The organism is Actinosynnema sp. NPDC053489, assembly GCF_044544865.1.
Classification (GTDB): domain Bacteria; phylum Actinomycetota; class Actinomycetes; order Mycobacteriales; family Pseudonocardiaceae; genus Actinosynnema.
In genome coordinates, this window is record NZ_JBITXT010000007.1 from 75,860 (window position 1) to 89,918 (window position 14,059).

The following is a 14,059-nucleotide window of genomic DNA, read 5'->3' on the forward strand; positions in this document are numbered from 1 at the left end:
GACGCCCCCACCCGCGCGGCGGTCGACTAGTTCTTGATCGCTTCGAGCAGCGGCACGACCTGCTCGATGCCGTAGGGCACGCTCAGCACGGTGTTGAACGACATGGCCGCGCCGATCGGCGGGTCCATGTAGGTCAGGAACAGGTCGCGCTTCTCGGTGACGACCTTGAGCCGCTGGTAGGCGGGCACGGACTTGACCCGCTCCCAGGCGCTCTGGTCGAACATCAGCCACACCAGGCGGTCGGCGTCGAGCAGGTCGAACCGCTCCTCGCTGAACTCGGCCACGTTCAGCTGACCGGCGAGCTTGCCGATCTCATCGACCAGCGTGAAACCCAGCTCCTTCATGAAGATGGCCTTCGGGTCGGTCGGCGCGAAGGCGGAGTACTGGCCGGGCTTGAAGCTGTCGGCCACGACCATCGTCTTGCCGGCCCACTCGGGGTGGGCGGCCTTGGCGTCGGCGAACCGCTTGGCGACGCCGTCGATCAGCGCGTCGGCTTCCCGCGCCTTGCCCAGCGCCTTGCCGATGTGCCGGGTCTGGTCCTGCCAGGGCGCGGCGTAGTCGGGGAACGCCTTGGGCTGCGCGACCACGGGCGCGATCTTGGACAGCGTGTCGTACTGCTCCTGCTTCATGCCGGAGTAGACCGCGAGGATGAGGTCGGGCTTGAGCGCGGCGACCTTCTCCAGGTTGTACTCGTCGCGCTCGCCGACGATCTCGGGCTGCGTGTCGCCCCACAGCTCCTTGGTCCACGGCCAGTTGCCGAACGGGCGCTCCTTGAACCAGTCCACGACGCCGACGGGCTTCACGCCCAGGGCCAGCACGGGCTCCTGGTCGGACAGGCCGAGCGTGACGACCTTCTTCGGCTCCGCCTTGATCTCGGTGGTGCCGTACTTGTGCTCGACCGAGACCGGGAACGCCCCCGCGGCGGCGGCGCCGGTCGGGTTCGCCCCTGCGGAACCGGCGTCGCCGCCGCCGCAGGCGGCCAGCGCCAGCGCCGCGGCCGAGACGACCGCGACCAGCTTGAACTTCGTGGACATCGAGGATTTCCCTTTCGGCAGGCGCGACCCGCGCCGTGTTACTGGGTTGTGCGACAACAGCGGGCGGTTCAGCCGATCCGCGAGGCGCCGACCGCGTACCGGGGCCGCGGGGGCACCGCCGAGGCGCGGCGGGCGAGCACGGACCGGAGGATCTCCCCCACCCGGACGGACGTGTTGGACAGCAGGGACGACGAGATGCCGTGCGTGTGCTCGGTGCCGCCCTGGAGGTACAGGCCGGCCGACAGGTCGTCGTCGGTGACCAGCCGGTAGTCCCGGCCGACGTCGAGCCTGCCCCGCGCGTCCCGGGCGCAGCGCGCGGCCAGTCGGCCGAGCAGCGCGGTCGGGTCGGCCTCGCGGTAGCCGGTGGCGTAGACGATCGCGTCGGCGTCGAGCACCTCGCGCAGCCCGGTGGCGAGCGACTCGACGGTCACCACCACGCCGTCGGCGCGGTCCTCCAGCTCGGCCACGCGGGAGAGGTTGAGCAGCCGCAACCGCTGCCGGCCCAGCACCTTCTCCCGGTACACCCGCCGGTACAGCTCGGCGATCAGGTCGTTGTCGACCACCGCGTAGTTGGTGTTCGCGTGGTAGTCTAGGAGTTTGCGCTTGACGGGCTCGGGCGCGGCGAAGTAGTCGTCCACGGCGGCCGGGTCGAAGATCCGGTTCGCGAACGGGCTGTCGTCGGCGGGGCTGTAGCCGTACCGGGCGAACACCGCGCACACCTCGGCGGCCGGGAACCGCTCGTGCAGGAACGCGGTGACCTCCGCGCCGCTCTGGCCCGCGCCGACCACGACGAGCCGGCGGGGGTCGGTCAGCGATTCCACGCGGTGCAGGAAGTCGCGGTTGTGCCAGACGCGCTCGGAGGCGTGGACGCCGTCGGGCAGGGCCGGGCGCAGCCCCGTGGCGAGCACGAGGTCGCGGGTGCGGCGCACCTCCACCTCGCCGGTCGACGTGCGGGAGACGACGTCGAAGTGGGTGGTCTCGCCGGCCTCGGTGACCGGCCGCACGTCCACGACGTCGTGGTCGTAGGACACCAGGTCGTCCACCCGACCGGCGGCCCACTCGAAGTAGTCGTGGAACTCGACGCGCAGCGGGAACAGGTTCTTGTGGTTGATGAAGTCGACCAGCCTGCCCTGTTCGTGCAGGTAGCTGAGGAACGTGAAGCTGCTGTTGGGGTTGCGCAGCGTCACCAGGTCCTTCAGGAACGACACCTGCATGGTGGCGTCCTCGAGCAGCATCCCGCGGTGCCAGCCGAACCGCGGCTGCCGTTCCAGGAAGTGGGCGGTCACCACGTCTTCGGCGCGCGCGGTGGCGTTGTGCTCGGTCACGGCGATCGCGAGGGCCAGGTTGGACGGCCCGAAGCCGACGCCGAGGACGTCGAAGACCGGTGGCTGTGGCATGGCTGTCCCATCGGTGCGAGGTGATCGAACTTTGGTTACCCTAACCTAAGTCGATCGTCCGTGGGAGTGATCCAGCCCTCTATTTGCTTAGGCTAGCCTCACCTCGTACTCCAGCGGAAGGTGGGCACCGGGGTGAAGACCGTCCTCAAGGACGCGGTGGCGGGGCAGTGGAAGTCGGTGGCGATCGCCTCGGTCCTCGGCGCGGCGCACCAGGCGGGCGAGGCCGCCGTGCCGCTGCTCATCGGCGTGGTGATCGACGAGGCCGTGCGCACGGGCGCGGGCGGGCGGCTGGCGCTGTGGATCGGCGTGCTGGCGGCGGTGTTCGCGGCGCTGTCGCTGAGCTTCCGCTTCTCCCTGCGCCACGGCGAGAGGGCGTCGCACCGGGCGGCGCACGAGGTGCGCTCGGAGCTGGCCGCGCGGGTGCTGTCGGGCGACGGCGGCGCGGCCCACGGCCGGTTGTCCGGCGAGCTGGCGAACATCGCGACCAGCGACGCGCAACGCGTCGGGCAGGTCGGCCTGGCGCTGCCGATCGCCGTGTCCGCGGTGATCGGCGTGCTGGTGGGCGCGGTCGCGCTGCTGCGGGTGTCGCTCGTGCTGGGACTGCTGGTGCTGGTGGCCGCGCCCGTGCTGCTCGGCCTGGCGCACGTGCTGGGCAAGCCGCTGGAACGGCGCAGCGACGCCGAGCAGGACCGCGCCGCGCTGGCGTCCGGGGTGGCGGCGGACCTCGTCGCCGGGCTGCGGGCGGTGAAGGGCATCGGCGCGGAGGCGACGGCGGCGGCCCGGTACCGGGTGACCAGCCGGTCGTCCGTGGAGGCCGCGATCCGCGCGGCCCGGTCGCGGGCCTGGCTGGACGGCTCGATGCAGGCGATGACCGGGGTGTTCCTGGCCGTGGTGGCGCTGGTCGGCGGGCGGCTGGCCGCGTCCGGTGCCATCACCGTGGGGCAACTCGTGGCCGCCGTCGGGCTGGCGCAGTTCCTGCTGTGGCCGCTGTCGGTCTTCTCGTGGGTCAACGGGCTGCTGGCACAGGGCCGGGCGTCGGCGGCGCGGGTGGCCGAGGTGCTCGCCGCTCCCCCGGCCGTGCCGCCGGGTTCGTCGCCGCTGCCCGCCGTGACCGGTCGGGTGGAGCTGGCCGACGTGGTGTCGGGGACGTTGCGCGGTGTGTCGTTGACCGCGGAGCCCGGTGAGCTGCTCGGCGTGGTGGCGCGCGATCCCGCGGACGCGGTGTCGCTGCTGGCCGTGCTGGCGCGGGAGGTGGACCCGGTGGCCGGCGCCGCGGTGCTGGACGGCGTTCCGCTGTCCACTGTGGAGGGTTCGGCGCTGCGGTCCGCGGTGCTGGTGGCGGCGCACGACGCCGACCTGTTCGAGGGCACGGTCCGGGAGAACGTCGCCGCCGGCGGACCGCTGGTGGCGGAGGCGCTGGCCGCCGCGCGGGTGGACGACGTGGCGCGGGCGCTGCCGGACGGGCTGGACACCGTGATCACGGCCCGGGGTCGGTCGCTGTCGGGCGGGCAGCGGCAGCGGGTGGCGCTGGCACGCGCCCTGGCGGGCGCTCCCCCGGTGCTCGTGGTGCACGACCCGACGACGGCGGTGGACGCGGTGACGGAGGTGTCCCTGGCCACCGGGATCAAGCGGATGAGGGCCGGGCTGACCACGGTCGTGGTCGCCACGAGCCCGGCCCTGCTGGCGGCGGCGGACCGGGTGGTCTTCCTGGCCTCGGGGGTCGTGGTGTCCTCCGGAACGCACGCGGACCTGACCGCGGACGACGACTACCGACTGGCGGTGTTGAGCTGATGCGCCACGACACGACCCCGGGCGACCTGGCGGACCCGCCGGTCGACGACGCCGACCACCGGTACCCGGCAGCCGACGACACCCCCACGAACCACGCCGCACCGGCGGCCGGCAGCGGTGACCCGGCGGCCGGCGGCGGTCGCGCGGTCGGGCACGAGTTGCTCGCCACCGCGTCCCGCGCGCGGACCTGGGCGGCGGTCGGGGAGCTGGTCCGGCCCCGGCGCGGGTTGGCGTGGGGCGCGGTGGCCGTCCTGCTCGCCGGCACGGCCGTCGGGCTCCTCACCGCGCCCCTCCTCGGCCGGGTCGTGGACCTCGTCGCAGCGGGCTCGGGCGACCTCGCCCTCCCCGTCGTGCTGCTCGCCCTGGTCGCCGCGGCCCAGGGCGTCTCCACGGCGTTCGGCACGTCGCTGGTGGCCCGGCTCGGCGAGGGGATGCTGGCCGACCTGCGCGAGAAGTTCGTCCACCGGGCCCTGCACCTCCCGCTGGAACGGGTCGAGGCCGCCGGCGCGGGCGACCTCACCTCGCGGGTGACCCGGGACGTCCAGGTGATCGCCGACGCGGCCCGCAACGCGCTGCCGGTGATGGCCCGGTCGGCGTTCACGATCGCCCTGACGGTGGTGGGCATCGCGGTGCTGGACTGGCGGTTCCTGATCCCCGTGCTGCTGGCCCTGCCGATCCACGTGCACACCGTGCGCTGGTACGGCGGGCGTGCCGCGGAGCTGTACGCGGCGCAGCGCGTGGCCGTCGGCGCGCAGCAGCAACAGCTGCTGGACTCCATCGGCGGCGCGGCGACCGTTCGCGCCTTCGGGCTCGGTGCGGCGCACGTGGCCCGCGTGCGGTCGCGGTCGCGGGAGGCGGTCGACCTCGCGCTGCGCGGCATCCGGCTGCTGACCCGGTTCTACGGCCGGCTGAACCTGGCCGAGTTCATCGGCCTGGCGGGCGTCCTGGTCACCGGTTTCCGGCTGGTCGACGCGGGCGCGGCGTCGGTCGGCACGGCCACGGCCGCCGCCCTCTACCTGCACAGCCTGTTCAACCCGGTGAACGCCGCCCTGGCGCTGGCCGACGACGCCCAGGCCGCCACCGCGTCGCTGTCCCGGCTGGTCGGCGTGGCCGACGAACCCGAGCCGGCGCGTGGAGGGCGCGTGCGGCCCGACGACACGACGATCAGGCTCACCGGCGTGTCGTACTCCTACGTGGACGGTCATCCGGTGCTGCGGGACGTCGACCTCGAACTCGCCCCGGGTGAACGGGTCGCGCTGGTCGGCGCGTCCGGTGCGGGCAAGACGACGTTGGCGAAGCTCGTGGCGGGCGTGCACCGGCCGACCGGCGGCAGCATCACCCTCGGCGGGGTGGACCTGGCCACCGCGGCCCGGTCCGTCGCGCTGATCACGCAGGAGGTGCACGTCTTCGCCGGTCCCCTCGCCGAGGACCTGCGCCTGGCCCGGCCCGGCGCGACGGACGCCGACCTCGCCGCCGCCCTGGACCGGGTCGGCGCACTGGCGTGGGCGTCGGCGCTGCCGTCGGGGCTGGACACCGTGGTCGGCGAGGGCGGGCACCGGCTGACCGTGGCCCAGGCCCAGCAGTTGGCGCTGGCCCGGCTCGTGCTGGCCGACCCGCCGGTGGCGGTCCTCGACGAGGCCACCGCGGACGCGGGCAGCGCGGGCGCGCGGGAACTGGAGGAAGCCGCGGCCCGGGCGCTGGACGGGCGGACCGGCCTGCTGGTGGCGCACCGGCTCACCCAGGCCGCGACCGCGGACCGCGTGGTCGTGCTGGAGGCGGGCCGGGTCGTGGAGAGCGGCACGCACGAGGCGCTGCTCGCCGCCGGCGGCCGCTACGCCGAGCTGTGGGCGGCCTGGTCCGGGACGCGCTCCTAGGCCGGTCCGACGCCGGCGCGGTGGGGACGTGCCCGAGCACCCCCCACCGCGGCCACCGCGCGCCGGGTCAGAACAGGACGATCAGCAGGATGATCGCCAGGACGACGGCGATCAGGGTCGGGATGGTGGCGGGCGACCTGCGGTAGTGGGCCTGCACCGAGGTGGTGCGGAACCAGCTGTACGGCACGCGGCGACGGTGTCGCTGGACCCAAGGCATCTCTGCTCCCAACGTGGTGTTGTCCCCCATCTGGACCTGGTATTACCCAAAGCCCTCGGGCGGAACACCTCGTGGGATCAGGCCCGCTCGACCACCGGTTCCCGGCGGCGCAGGGCCAGCGCGTCGGGCACCAGCGTCAGCAGCCCCAGCACGCCGAGCGCCGCGCCGATCCACAGCGGGCCGCGCAGCCCCAGGCCCCAGTCGATGCCCAGGCCGCCGATCCACGACCCCACCATCACGCCGAGCATGATGCAGGCCGTGTGCACGGAGTTGACGAGCATGTTGTTCTGCCCCACCCGCGCGCCACGAGTCACCAGGGCCGGGTTCATCGACACCCCGGTCAGGCCGATCACCACCAGCGCGAGCACCGCGACCACCGCCGACTGCGCGAACAGCGCGAACAGCACCATCGCCGCCACGGCCACGACCAGGCCGACCACGAGCACCTGGATGGTGAACCGGTCGGCCAACCGGCCCACCACGTAGTTGCCCACGATCGTCGCGACGCCGTAGACCACGAGCAGCACCGGCACGATCCCCGCCGAGAACCCGCTCAGCTCGGTCAGGATCGGCACGAAGTAGGTGAAGCCCGCGAACGTGGCGCCGATCAGCAGCAGGCTGGTCGCGTAGATGGCCCACAGCCTGCCGCTGCGGAAGATCGCGAGCTGGCCCGCCATCGGCACCGGCGGCGGTGCGGGCAGCGCGGGCAGCGCCTTCAGCAGCAGCAGCCCGACGAGCAGGGCGACCGCCGCCACCGCCAGGAAGCTGACCCGCCAGCCGAACCGCTCGCCCACCAGCGTCGCCGCCGGCAGGCCGAGCACGGTGCCGAACATCAGCCCGCCCAGCACCAGCGACGACGCCCGCGCGAACCGCTCGCCGCCGACCAGTTCGGCGCACGCGGTCAGCGCGACGCCGAAGAACGCCGCCGCGGCGACCGCGGTGACCAGGCGCGCCACCACCATCGTCCCGTAGCCCTGCGCCGCGGCGCCGAGCACCTGGCCCACCACGAACACCGCGACGAGGCCGAGCAGGGCGGTCTTGCGCGACAACCGCAGCAGCGCCACGGTCAGCAGCGGCCCGCCGACGGCCATCGCGCCGGCGTAGACGGTCACCAGGTACCCGACGGCCGCGAACGACACGCCGAACTCCGCGGACAGCGCGGGCATCAGCCCCGACACCATGTACTCGCTGGTGGTCAGGGCGAAGATGCCCAATCCGAGGACGTAGACGGCTAAGGGCATCGGTTCGGACTCCCGAAGAGGTTGGACTGGTGGAGCGCCGCCGGCGGCGGGCCGGCGGGTGGGTCAGACGGTCGTGATGATCCGGTCGATGAAGCCGTACTCGAGGGCTTCCTCGGCCGTGAACCACTTGTCCCGGTCCGCGTCCCGCTCGATGGTCTCGACCGTCTGACCGGTCTGCTCGGCGGTGATCCGGGCCATCCGCTTCTTCATCTGGGTGAAGATCGTCGCCTGGATCTCGATGTCGGTCGCCGTGCCGCCGATGCCCGCGGACGGCTGGTGCATCAGCACGCGCGTGCTGGGCAGCACGAACCGCTTGCCCCGCGCGCCCGAGGACAGCAGGAACTGCCCCATCGAGGCCACGAAGCCCAGGCCGATCGTGGAGACGTCGGGCTTGATGTGGTTCATCGTGTCGTAGATGGCCATGCCCGCCGTGACCGAACCGCCCGGCGAGTTGATGTACATCTGGATGTCGGCCTCGTCGTCCTCGGCCGCGAGGACCAGCAACTGCATGGTCAGCCGGTTGGCGACCTCGTCGTTGACCTCCGAGCCGAGGAGCACGATCCGCGACCGAAGCAGCTGCTCGTAGAGCGGGTCGTGCGCCATCGGAGTTTGCGTGTTCGAGCGGGCCAGGATCGCTGCCGCGAGGTCCACCGTTCCCCCATGTTCCTTGCCGTCAATGTGCCGATCGACTACGGAACGTAGCCTGATCGTCGCAACCCAATCAACTCGACGGGCCGCAGTTCGCTAGTGGCGAACCTCGGACCTGCGGCGCGCTTCGGACGGCGCGTCGCCGAGCAGCACGGTCGCCGCGTAGCCCAGCGAGTTGCCCCGCACGCGCACCGCGGTCAGGCCGCACTCCGTCAACAATGCCCGAAACCGCGCCTCGCTGAAGGACCGGGAGTAGAACCCGTCGGACCCGGTGAACAGGACGCCGCCGTCGCCGGTCAGCTCGAACGCCAGGCCGCGCACCCCGCAGCGGGTGTAGTAGGCGTGCCGGACCTTGGTCGCCTCCAGCCCCTCGCCGAACACCGAGATCACCGCCGCGCCGGACGCCCCGGCCAGGGACCGCAGCAGCCGCCGCGGGTGGCGGAAGTTGCCGAGCAGGTTGAACGGCAGCATGTACAGCGGCCGCTCCCCCACCACGTCCCGGTCCCAGCGGTGGTGGTTGAACAGGTCGTCCACCAGCGTGCGGGCCCGGTCGCCCATGCCCTCGCGCTCGATGCGGGCGTTCAGCGTGGCGACGGCCTGCGCGTCGAGGTCGACGCCCAGGTAGCGCACGTCGAGGTGGCGGGCGACCTCCAGCGCCCGCCCGTCGTAGCAGCCGAGTTCCACGAGCGTGTCGCAGCCGAGGTAGGGCATGGCCTCGACCGTGGCCAGGCTCTCCATCTGCAGCAGCGGCAGCACGTCGTCGGGGAAGTTGGCGAGCGTCATGATGGTCGCCGACGCCGACGAGCGCGCGTAGAACGCGGACTCGGGCTGGTGCTCGACCGCCAGCGCCTGCTGCTGGCCGATGTGTTCTTCGAACATCTGAAGCGCAGACTCCTCGGGAGTGGGCGGGACGATCACGCGCGCCTGACCGGTGGCGCGGTGAACCGCCGGTACAGCACGTCGCGCAGCACGTCCTCGCCGCCTTCGACCAGCGACACGTGGCGCATGTCCCGCAGCAGCGCGCCGATGGGCACCTCGTCGGTGTAGCCGAGGCCGCCGAAGACCTCCGACCCGGTGCTCGCCACCCGCCAGCCGGCCTGGCCGCAGAAGACCTTGGCGACCAGCGCGGACTTGAGCGCGCCGCGGCGGGCGAACCGCCGGGCCGCGTCCGGTCCGCCCCGCACGGCGTCGAACTCGGCCGCGGCGGCGCGGCACTGGCTGCGCATGACCTCGACCTCGACCTCGACCTGGGCCATCTTGTCGGCGAACAGCGGGTGCTTGCCGAGCACGCCGCCGCGCAGCCGCCTGCCGCCCGCGAAGTCCAGGCACAGGTCGCGGATGCGCCGGGCCAGGCCGACCGCGGTGGCCGCGATGAGCACGCGGCTGGCGTTCAGCCCGACCTCCAGCAGCCGCAGCCCGTGCCCGTCCAGGACGTTGCCCGCCGGGACGGCGCAGTCGACCAGCGACACCCGGTGCACCGGCGAGCCGGTCAGGCCGGTGGTGCGCCACGGTTCGGACACCACCACCCCCTCCGCGTCGCGCGGCACGACGACGGCCACGTGCGGCTGCTCGTCGGCGCCGCCCTCGTGGCGCGCGACCACGAGCAGGTGGCGGGCGCTGTCGGCGTTGGTGGAGAACAGCTTCTCGCCGGTGACGACCACGGTGTCGCCCTTGGGCACCGCCGTGGTGGCCAGCCGGTCCAGCTCGCTGCCCGCGTCCCGCTCGGTGACGGCGGTGGCGAAGAAGCCGCCCCGCCTGCCGAGGTCGCCGAGGACGTCGGCGCGGAGCCGGTCGTCGCCGTAGAGGTCGACCAGGGTCGCGCCGATCACGCCCACCAGGGACGAGAAGGCGAACCCGGCGTCGGCGTAGGCCAGCTCGTCGACCACCTCGACGCCCTCGGCCAGGGACAGGCCGCGGCCGCCGTGCTCGGCGGGCAGCCACCAGTTCGCGAGGCCCGCGGCGTGCCAGGCCGCGGTGCGCGAGGCGAGGTCGGCCGGACCGTCGAGCAGGTGCGTCCGGGCGAACGCGCGCACTTCCTGACGCAGGTCCATGACCTACGCGGACCGGGCCCTGGTGGCGAACCGGAGCAGCCCGCCCACGGTCTCCACCTCGTCCAGCTCCTCGTCCGAGGCGACGACCCCGAACTCCTTGCGCAGCTTCATCGCGAGCTCCACCAGGACCAGCGAGTCGAACCCCAGGTCCTCCAGCGGGGTCTCGGGCGTGATGTCCTCGGCGGGCACCTCGCTGATCTCGCTGATCAGCGTGACGAGCCGGTCTTCGACCGCAGAACGCATGACGTGTTCCCCTAGCTGCCGATGTCGTTGATCTTGGGCCAGCGCACCGCGACCGACCCCCAGGTCAGCCCCGCGCCGAACCCGGTGAGCACCACGTTGTGCCCGGACCGCAAACCCTGGTGGCGCATCCCGTGCCCGAGGGCGAGCGGGATCGACGCGGCGACGGTGTTGCCGACGTCGGCGATGTTGCTGACCACCCGGTCCTCGGGCAGGTCGAGCTGGTCGGCGACGGCGGCCAGGATGCGGGCGTTGGCCTGGTGCGGGACCAGCCGGTCCACGTCCGCGGTCGTCCACCCGACCCGCCCGAGCACCCGGTGCACCGAGTCGGTCATCGCGGTGACCGCCTTGGTGAACACGGGCTTGCCCTCCATGTGGAAGTAGCCGCGCGCCCGGCCCTCGGCCCGTTCGGCCCGGCCCACCGCGGGCACCTCCAGCAGGCCGACGTGCTCGCCGTCGCTGCCCAGGTCGAACGCGAGCAGCGCGCCGTCCTCGTCGGCCTCGCCCGCGCGCAGCACGACCGCGCCCGCGCCGTCGCCGATGAGCGCCCTCGTGGACCGGTCGCCCGGGTCGAGGGTCTCGCTGAACTTGTCCGCGCCGATGAACAGCGCGCTGTCGAACAACCCGGCGTTGATCAGCGACGAGGCGGTGGCCAGGCCGTAGACGAAGCCGGTGCAGGCGGCGGACACGTCGAACGCGGGCGTGCCGGACAGGCCCAGGCGGGACGCCACCGTGGGCGCGGTCGCCGGGCACTGCCGGTCGGGCGTGGTCGTGGCGAGCACGACCACGTCGACCCGCGTCACGCCGGCCGACGCGAGCGCGCGTTCCGCGGCCGCCACCGCGAGGTCGCCGGTGGTGGTGCGCTCGTCCGCGATGTGCCGCTGCCGGATGCCGGTGCGGGTGCGGATCCACGTGTCGGAGGTGTCGAGCACCTCGGCCAGCATGTCGTTGGTCAGCACGTCGGGCGGCACGTGGGTGCCGAGCCCGGCGAGCACCGCGGCGCGTGGCACGGCGTCAGCCCTGCACGATCGCCGCGGCGGCGTCCGCGCCACCGAGCGCTTCCATGTGCTTGACCGGGTTCCAGAAGTCCCGGTACAGCGTGATGTGCTCGCCGTCGGTGCGCAGGACGGAGATGTAGTCCTGGGACAGCTTGAGGCCGGACGCGGTGGCCGTGCCGTCGCCGTGGAACTCGCCGATGGCGAGGTTCTCGTCGGCCGTCGGGTAGAAGCTCACCTCGGTGAACTTCACCGTCAGGTGCTCGGGGAACTTCCGCATGTGGTTCCAGATGGCCTCGCGGCCCTCGAAGCGGTTGGGCCAGCCGGGCGGGGCGTAGGGGAACTCCAGCACGCCCTCGGGGTGGAACAGGTCGCACCAGCCGCGGGCGTCGCCGTTCTCCAGCAACTCCAGGCTGCGGGTGAGGATCTCCTGGGCGTTCATGCGGATGTCCTTCCGGTGAGCACGGGCTGGGGGATGACGGGCACGCTGATCAGCGCGCGCAGGAACGTGATCGGCAGCCAGACCAGCTCGCCGTGCGGCACGGCGAGGCGCAGGTCGGGGAAGCGGGCCAGCAGCGCGCCGATCGCGATCCGCGCTTCGAGCCGGGCCAGCGGTGCGCCGACGCAGTAGTGCACGCCGTGGCCGTAGCCGAGGTGCCCGTCGGCCTTGCGGGTCAGGTCGAGCCGGTCGGGGTCGGGGAACCGCTCCGGGTCGTGGTTAGCGGTGAGGTTGGAGACCAGCACGTACTCCCCCGCCGGGATGGTCACGTCGCCGAGGTCGACGTCCTCGACGGTGAACCGGAGCATCGACGCGCGGACCGCGCTGTCGTAGCGGACCAGCTCCTCCAGCGCGTTGGGCAGCAGGTCGGGGCGCTCGCGCAGGGACGCGGCCTGCTCGGGGTGCAGCAGCAGCGTGACCACCGCGTTGCCGATCATGTTCATGGTCGTCTCGAACCCGGCCATGAGCAGCAGGTGCGCCATCGAGACGAGTTCGTCGCCCGAGAGGCCGCCGTCGTCGTCGGCGACCTGCACCAGCGCGCTGTAGACGTCGTCGGCCGGGTCGCGGCGCTTGGCCTCCAGCAGGCCGCGCAGGTAGTCGGCCTGCTCCTCGGCCAGCTCCTCGGCGGCCTCCGGCGACAGCAGCTCGGCCTGCCGCTCCCACGCGCCGCGGACGTGGTCGCGCTCGGCCGGCGGCACGCCCAGCAGCTCGCAGATCACGCCGATGGTCAGCGGCACGGCGAAGTCGGCCATCAGGTCGGCCCGCTCGCGCTCGGCCATCGCGTCGAGCAGCTCCTCCGTCACCCGCTCGATGTGCGGGCGCAGCAGCTCGACCCGGCGGCTGGTGAACGCGCGGCCCACCAGGGCGCGCAGCCGGGTGTGGTCGGGCGGGTCGGCGTTGAGCATGTGCGCGGTCAGCGACGCGCCGATGGCCTCCCGCCGCTCGCCGGTGCGCTCGGCGTACAGCTCGGCGGCCTGGCGGGCGTCCCGCCGCACGCCGGGGTGCGACAGCACCTTCTTGGCGTCGGCGTACCGGGTGACGACCCACACCGGGTGGTCGGGCGCGCGGTGCGCGGGCCGCGGCGCGCCGTCGACCTGGAGGCCGTCGTAGAGCGGGTGCAGCGGGGAGATCAGCTCCTCGCCGAGGCGGAGTTCAGGACCCGACACGGTGCGCCTCCTGGTCGGTGGGCAGCGGGGTGACGATCTTGCGGAACATCGAGTCCACGGCGGTGTCCGGCAGCACCCGGGCGAGCAGGCTGCCGCGGCGCACGTCGGACCCGACGCGGTAGCGGGTCTTGGGCCGGACCGCGGTGAGCGCGGACCGAATGGCGGTGGCGACCTCGACGGGCCGGGTCTTGCTCGCCTTCGCGCCCTGCTCGTTGAAGTGCAGGAACCGCAGGAAGGTCGCGCGGTACAGGTCGGCGACGGCGGCGGGCGCGGCGGACAGCGCGTCCTGGCCGTCCTGGGCGATCTTGCCCCAGATCGGGGTCCAGATCGCGCCGGGGCTGACCACCGACACCGACACGCCCATCGGCGCCAGCTCGCGGCGCAGCGCGTCGCTCATGCCCTCCTTGGCGAACTGCGCCGCCGAGTACGGCCCCAGGTACGGGATCGCGACCGTGCCCAGCCCGGAGGTCACGTTGACCAGCCGGCCGCGGGCGGCGCGCAGCAGCGGCAGGAACGCCTGGGTCACCGCGAGCTGGCCCACCACGTTCACCTCGAGCTGGCGGCGCAGCACGTCGGTCGGCACGACCTCCAGCGGCGCGGAGATGCAGATGCCCGCGTTGTTGACCAGGCCCCACAGGCCGCGGTCGCCGACCTTCCCGGCCACCTCGCGGGCCGCGGCGGCGACGGACGACTCGTCGGTCACGTCGAGCACGACGTGCCCGACCCGACCGGACGGGCAGTCGGCGACGAGCCGCTCGCCGTCCTCGGCCTTGCGCACCGCGCCCAGGACGCGGAAGCCCCGCTCGGCCAGGTGCAGCGCGGTCTCCCGGCCCAGGCCGGTCGACGCGCCGGTGATCAGCACGGTCTTGCCGCTCGGCGGCAGTGTCTTGGCGGTGAACACCATGT

The 14,059-nt window shown here is 73.3% G+C and carries 13 protein-coding genes; 2 read left to right on the forward strand and 11 right to left on the reverse strand.

The annotated features are described in order from the left end of the window. Positions 1-26 precede the first annotated feature (26 nt). Both ACIGNX_RS17640 and ACIGNX_RS17645 read right to left on the reverse strand, forming a co-directional pair. Positions 27-1,034 (reverse strand): iron-siderophore ABC transporter substrate-binding protein, encoded by a 1,008-nt coding sequence (locus ACIGNX_RS17640; protein ID WP_396541206.1) that lies wholly within the window; start codon positions 1,032-1,034, stop codon positions 27-29. 68 nt (positions 1,035-1,102) lie between these two features. Then, the gene (locus tag ACIGNX_RS17645) at positions 1,103-2,431 is read right to left on the reverse strand and encodes a lysine N(6)-hydroxylase/L-ornithine N(5)-oxygenase family protein (RefSeq protein WP_396541208.1); all 1,329 of its coding nucleotides are present in this window, start codon (positions 2,429-2,431) and stop codon (positions 1,103-1,105) included. Positions 2,432-2,563: 132 nt separating this feature from the next. Here ACIGNX_RS17645 and ACIGNX_RS17650 point away from each other — a divergent pair, with 132 nt between their 5' ends. Together ACIGNX_RS17650 and ACIGNX_RS17655 are read left to right on the forward strand one after the other, a co-directional pair. Next, entirely contained in the window at positions 2,564-4,222 is a 1,659-nt protein-coding gene (locus ACIGNX_RS17650; RefSeq protein WP_396541210.1) for an ABC transporter ATP-binding protein, read from the forward strand. Beyond that, positions 4,222-6,096, forward strand: coding sequence for an ABC transporter ATP-binding protein (locus ACIGNX_RS17655; protein ID WP_396541212.1), 1,875 nt, complete (start codon positions 4,222-4,224; stop codon positions 6,094-6,096). Before ACIGNX_RS17650 ends, ACIGNX_RS17655 begins: the two co-directional genes overlap by 1 nt. Positions 6,097-6,390: 294 nt before the next feature. On the opposite strand, the gene ACIGNX_RS17660 is transcribed toward ACIGNX_RS17655, so the two are convergent. From ACIGNX_RS17660 to ACIGNX_RS17700, 9 genes are all read right to left on the reverse strand, one after another. Next, complete coding sequence (locus ACIGNX_RS17660; RefSeq protein WP_396541214.1) at positions 6,391-7,554, reverse strand: MFS transporter; 1,164 nt, start codon at positions 7,552-7,554, stop codon at positions 6,391-6,393. A gap of 63 nt (positions 7,555-7,617) precedes the next feature. After that, positions 7,618-8,205: a ClpP family protease gene (locus tag ACIGNX_RS17665; RefSeq protein ID WP_396541216.1), complete on the reverse strand. Its 588-nt coding sequence runs from the start codon at positions 8,203-8,205 to the stop codon at positions 7,618-7,620. Between the two features lie 93 nt (positions 8,206-8,298). Further along, positions 8,299-9,081, reverse strand: coding sequence for an SAM-dependent methyltransferase (locus ACIGNX_RS17670; protein ID WP_396541218.1), 783 nt, complete (start codon positions 9,079-9,081; stop codon positions 8,299-8,301). A 35-nt stretch (positions 9,082-9,116) separates the two neighbouring features. Further along, a complete protein-coding gene (locus ACIGNX_RS17675; RefSeq protein ID WP_396541220.1) occupies positions 9,117-10,253 on the reverse strand; it encodes an acyl-CoA dehydrogenase family protein in 1,137 nt (378 codons plus the stop codon). Positions 10,254-10,256: 3 nt separating this feature from the next. Further along, positions 10,257-10,496: an acyl carrier protein gene (locus ACIGNX_RS17680; RefSeq protein WP_396541222.1), complete on the reverse strand. Its 240-nt coding sequence runs from the start codon at positions 10,494-10,496 to the stop codon at positions 10,257-10,259. A gap of 11 nt (positions 10,497-10,507) precedes the next feature. Further along, positions 10,508-11,503, reverse strand: coding sequence for a beta-ketoacyl-ACP synthase III (locus ACIGNX_RS17685; protein WP_396541224.1), 996 nt, complete (start codon positions 11,501-11,503; stop codon positions 10,508-10,510). 4 nt (positions 11,504-11,507) lie between these two features. Continuing rightward, positions 11,508-11,930 (reverse strand): nuclear transport factor 2 family protein, encoded by a 423-nt coding sequence (locus ACIGNX_RS17690; protein ID WP_396541226.1) that lies wholly within the window; start codon positions 11,928-11,930, stop codon positions 11,508-11,510. After that, complete coding sequence (locus ACIGNX_RS17695; RefSeq protein ID WP_396541228.1) at positions 11,927-13,153, reverse strand: cytochrome P450; 1,227 nt, start codon at positions 13,151-13,153, stop codon at positions 11,927-11,929. Before ACIGNX_RS17695 ends, ACIGNX_RS17690 begins: the two co-directional genes overlap by 4 nt. Continuing rightward, complete coding sequence (locus ACIGNX_RS17700) at positions 13,140-14,054, reverse strand: SDR family oxidoreductase (RefSeq protein ID WP_396541230.1); 915 nt, start codon at positions 14,052-14,054, stop codon at positions 13,140-13,142. Before ACIGNX_RS17700 ends, ACIGNX_RS17695 begins: the two co-directional genes overlap by 14 nt. Positions 14,055-14,059: the final 5 nt, after the last annotated feature.

What these genes read in the sequence shown, in the direction of transcription:
- ACIGNX_RS17680 (WP_396541222.1), bottom strand. Translation starts at nt 10,496, where the DNA reads ATGCGTTCTGCGGTCGAAGACCGGCTCGTCACGCTGATCAGCGAGATC.
- ACIGNX_RS17675 (WP_396541220.1), bottom strand. Translation starts at nt 10,253, where the DNA reads ATGGACCTGCGTCAGGAAGTGCGCGCGTTCGCCCGGACGCACCTGCTC.
- ACIGNX_RS17660 (WP_396541214.1), bottom strand. Translation starts at nt 7,554, where the DNA reads ATGCCCTTAGCCGTCTACGTCCTCGGATTGGGCATCTTCGCCCTGACC.
- ACIGNX_RS17690 (WP_396541226.1), bottom strand. Translation starts at nt 11,930, where the DNA reads ATGAACGCCCAGGAGATCCTCACCCGCAGCCTGGAGTTGCTGGAGAAC.
- ACIGNX_RS17640 (WP_396541206.1), bottom strand. Translation starts at nt 1,034, where the DNA reads ATGTCCACGAAGTTCAAGCTGGTCGCGGTCGTCTCGGCCGCGGCGCTG.
- ACIGNX_RS17670 (WP_396541218.1), bottom strand. Translation starts at nt 9,081, where the DNA reads ATGTTCGAAGAACACATCGGCCAGCAGCAGGCGCTGGCGGTCGAGCAC.
- ACIGNX_RS17655 (WP_396541212.1), top strand. Translation starts at nt 4,222, where the DNA reads ATGCGCCACGACACGACCCCGGGCGACCTGGCGGACCCGCCGGTCGAC.
- ACIGNX_RS17645 (WP_396541208.1), bottom strand. Translation starts at nt 2,431, where the DNA reads ATGCCACAGCCACCGGTCTTCGACGTCCTCGGCGTCGGCTTCGGGCCG.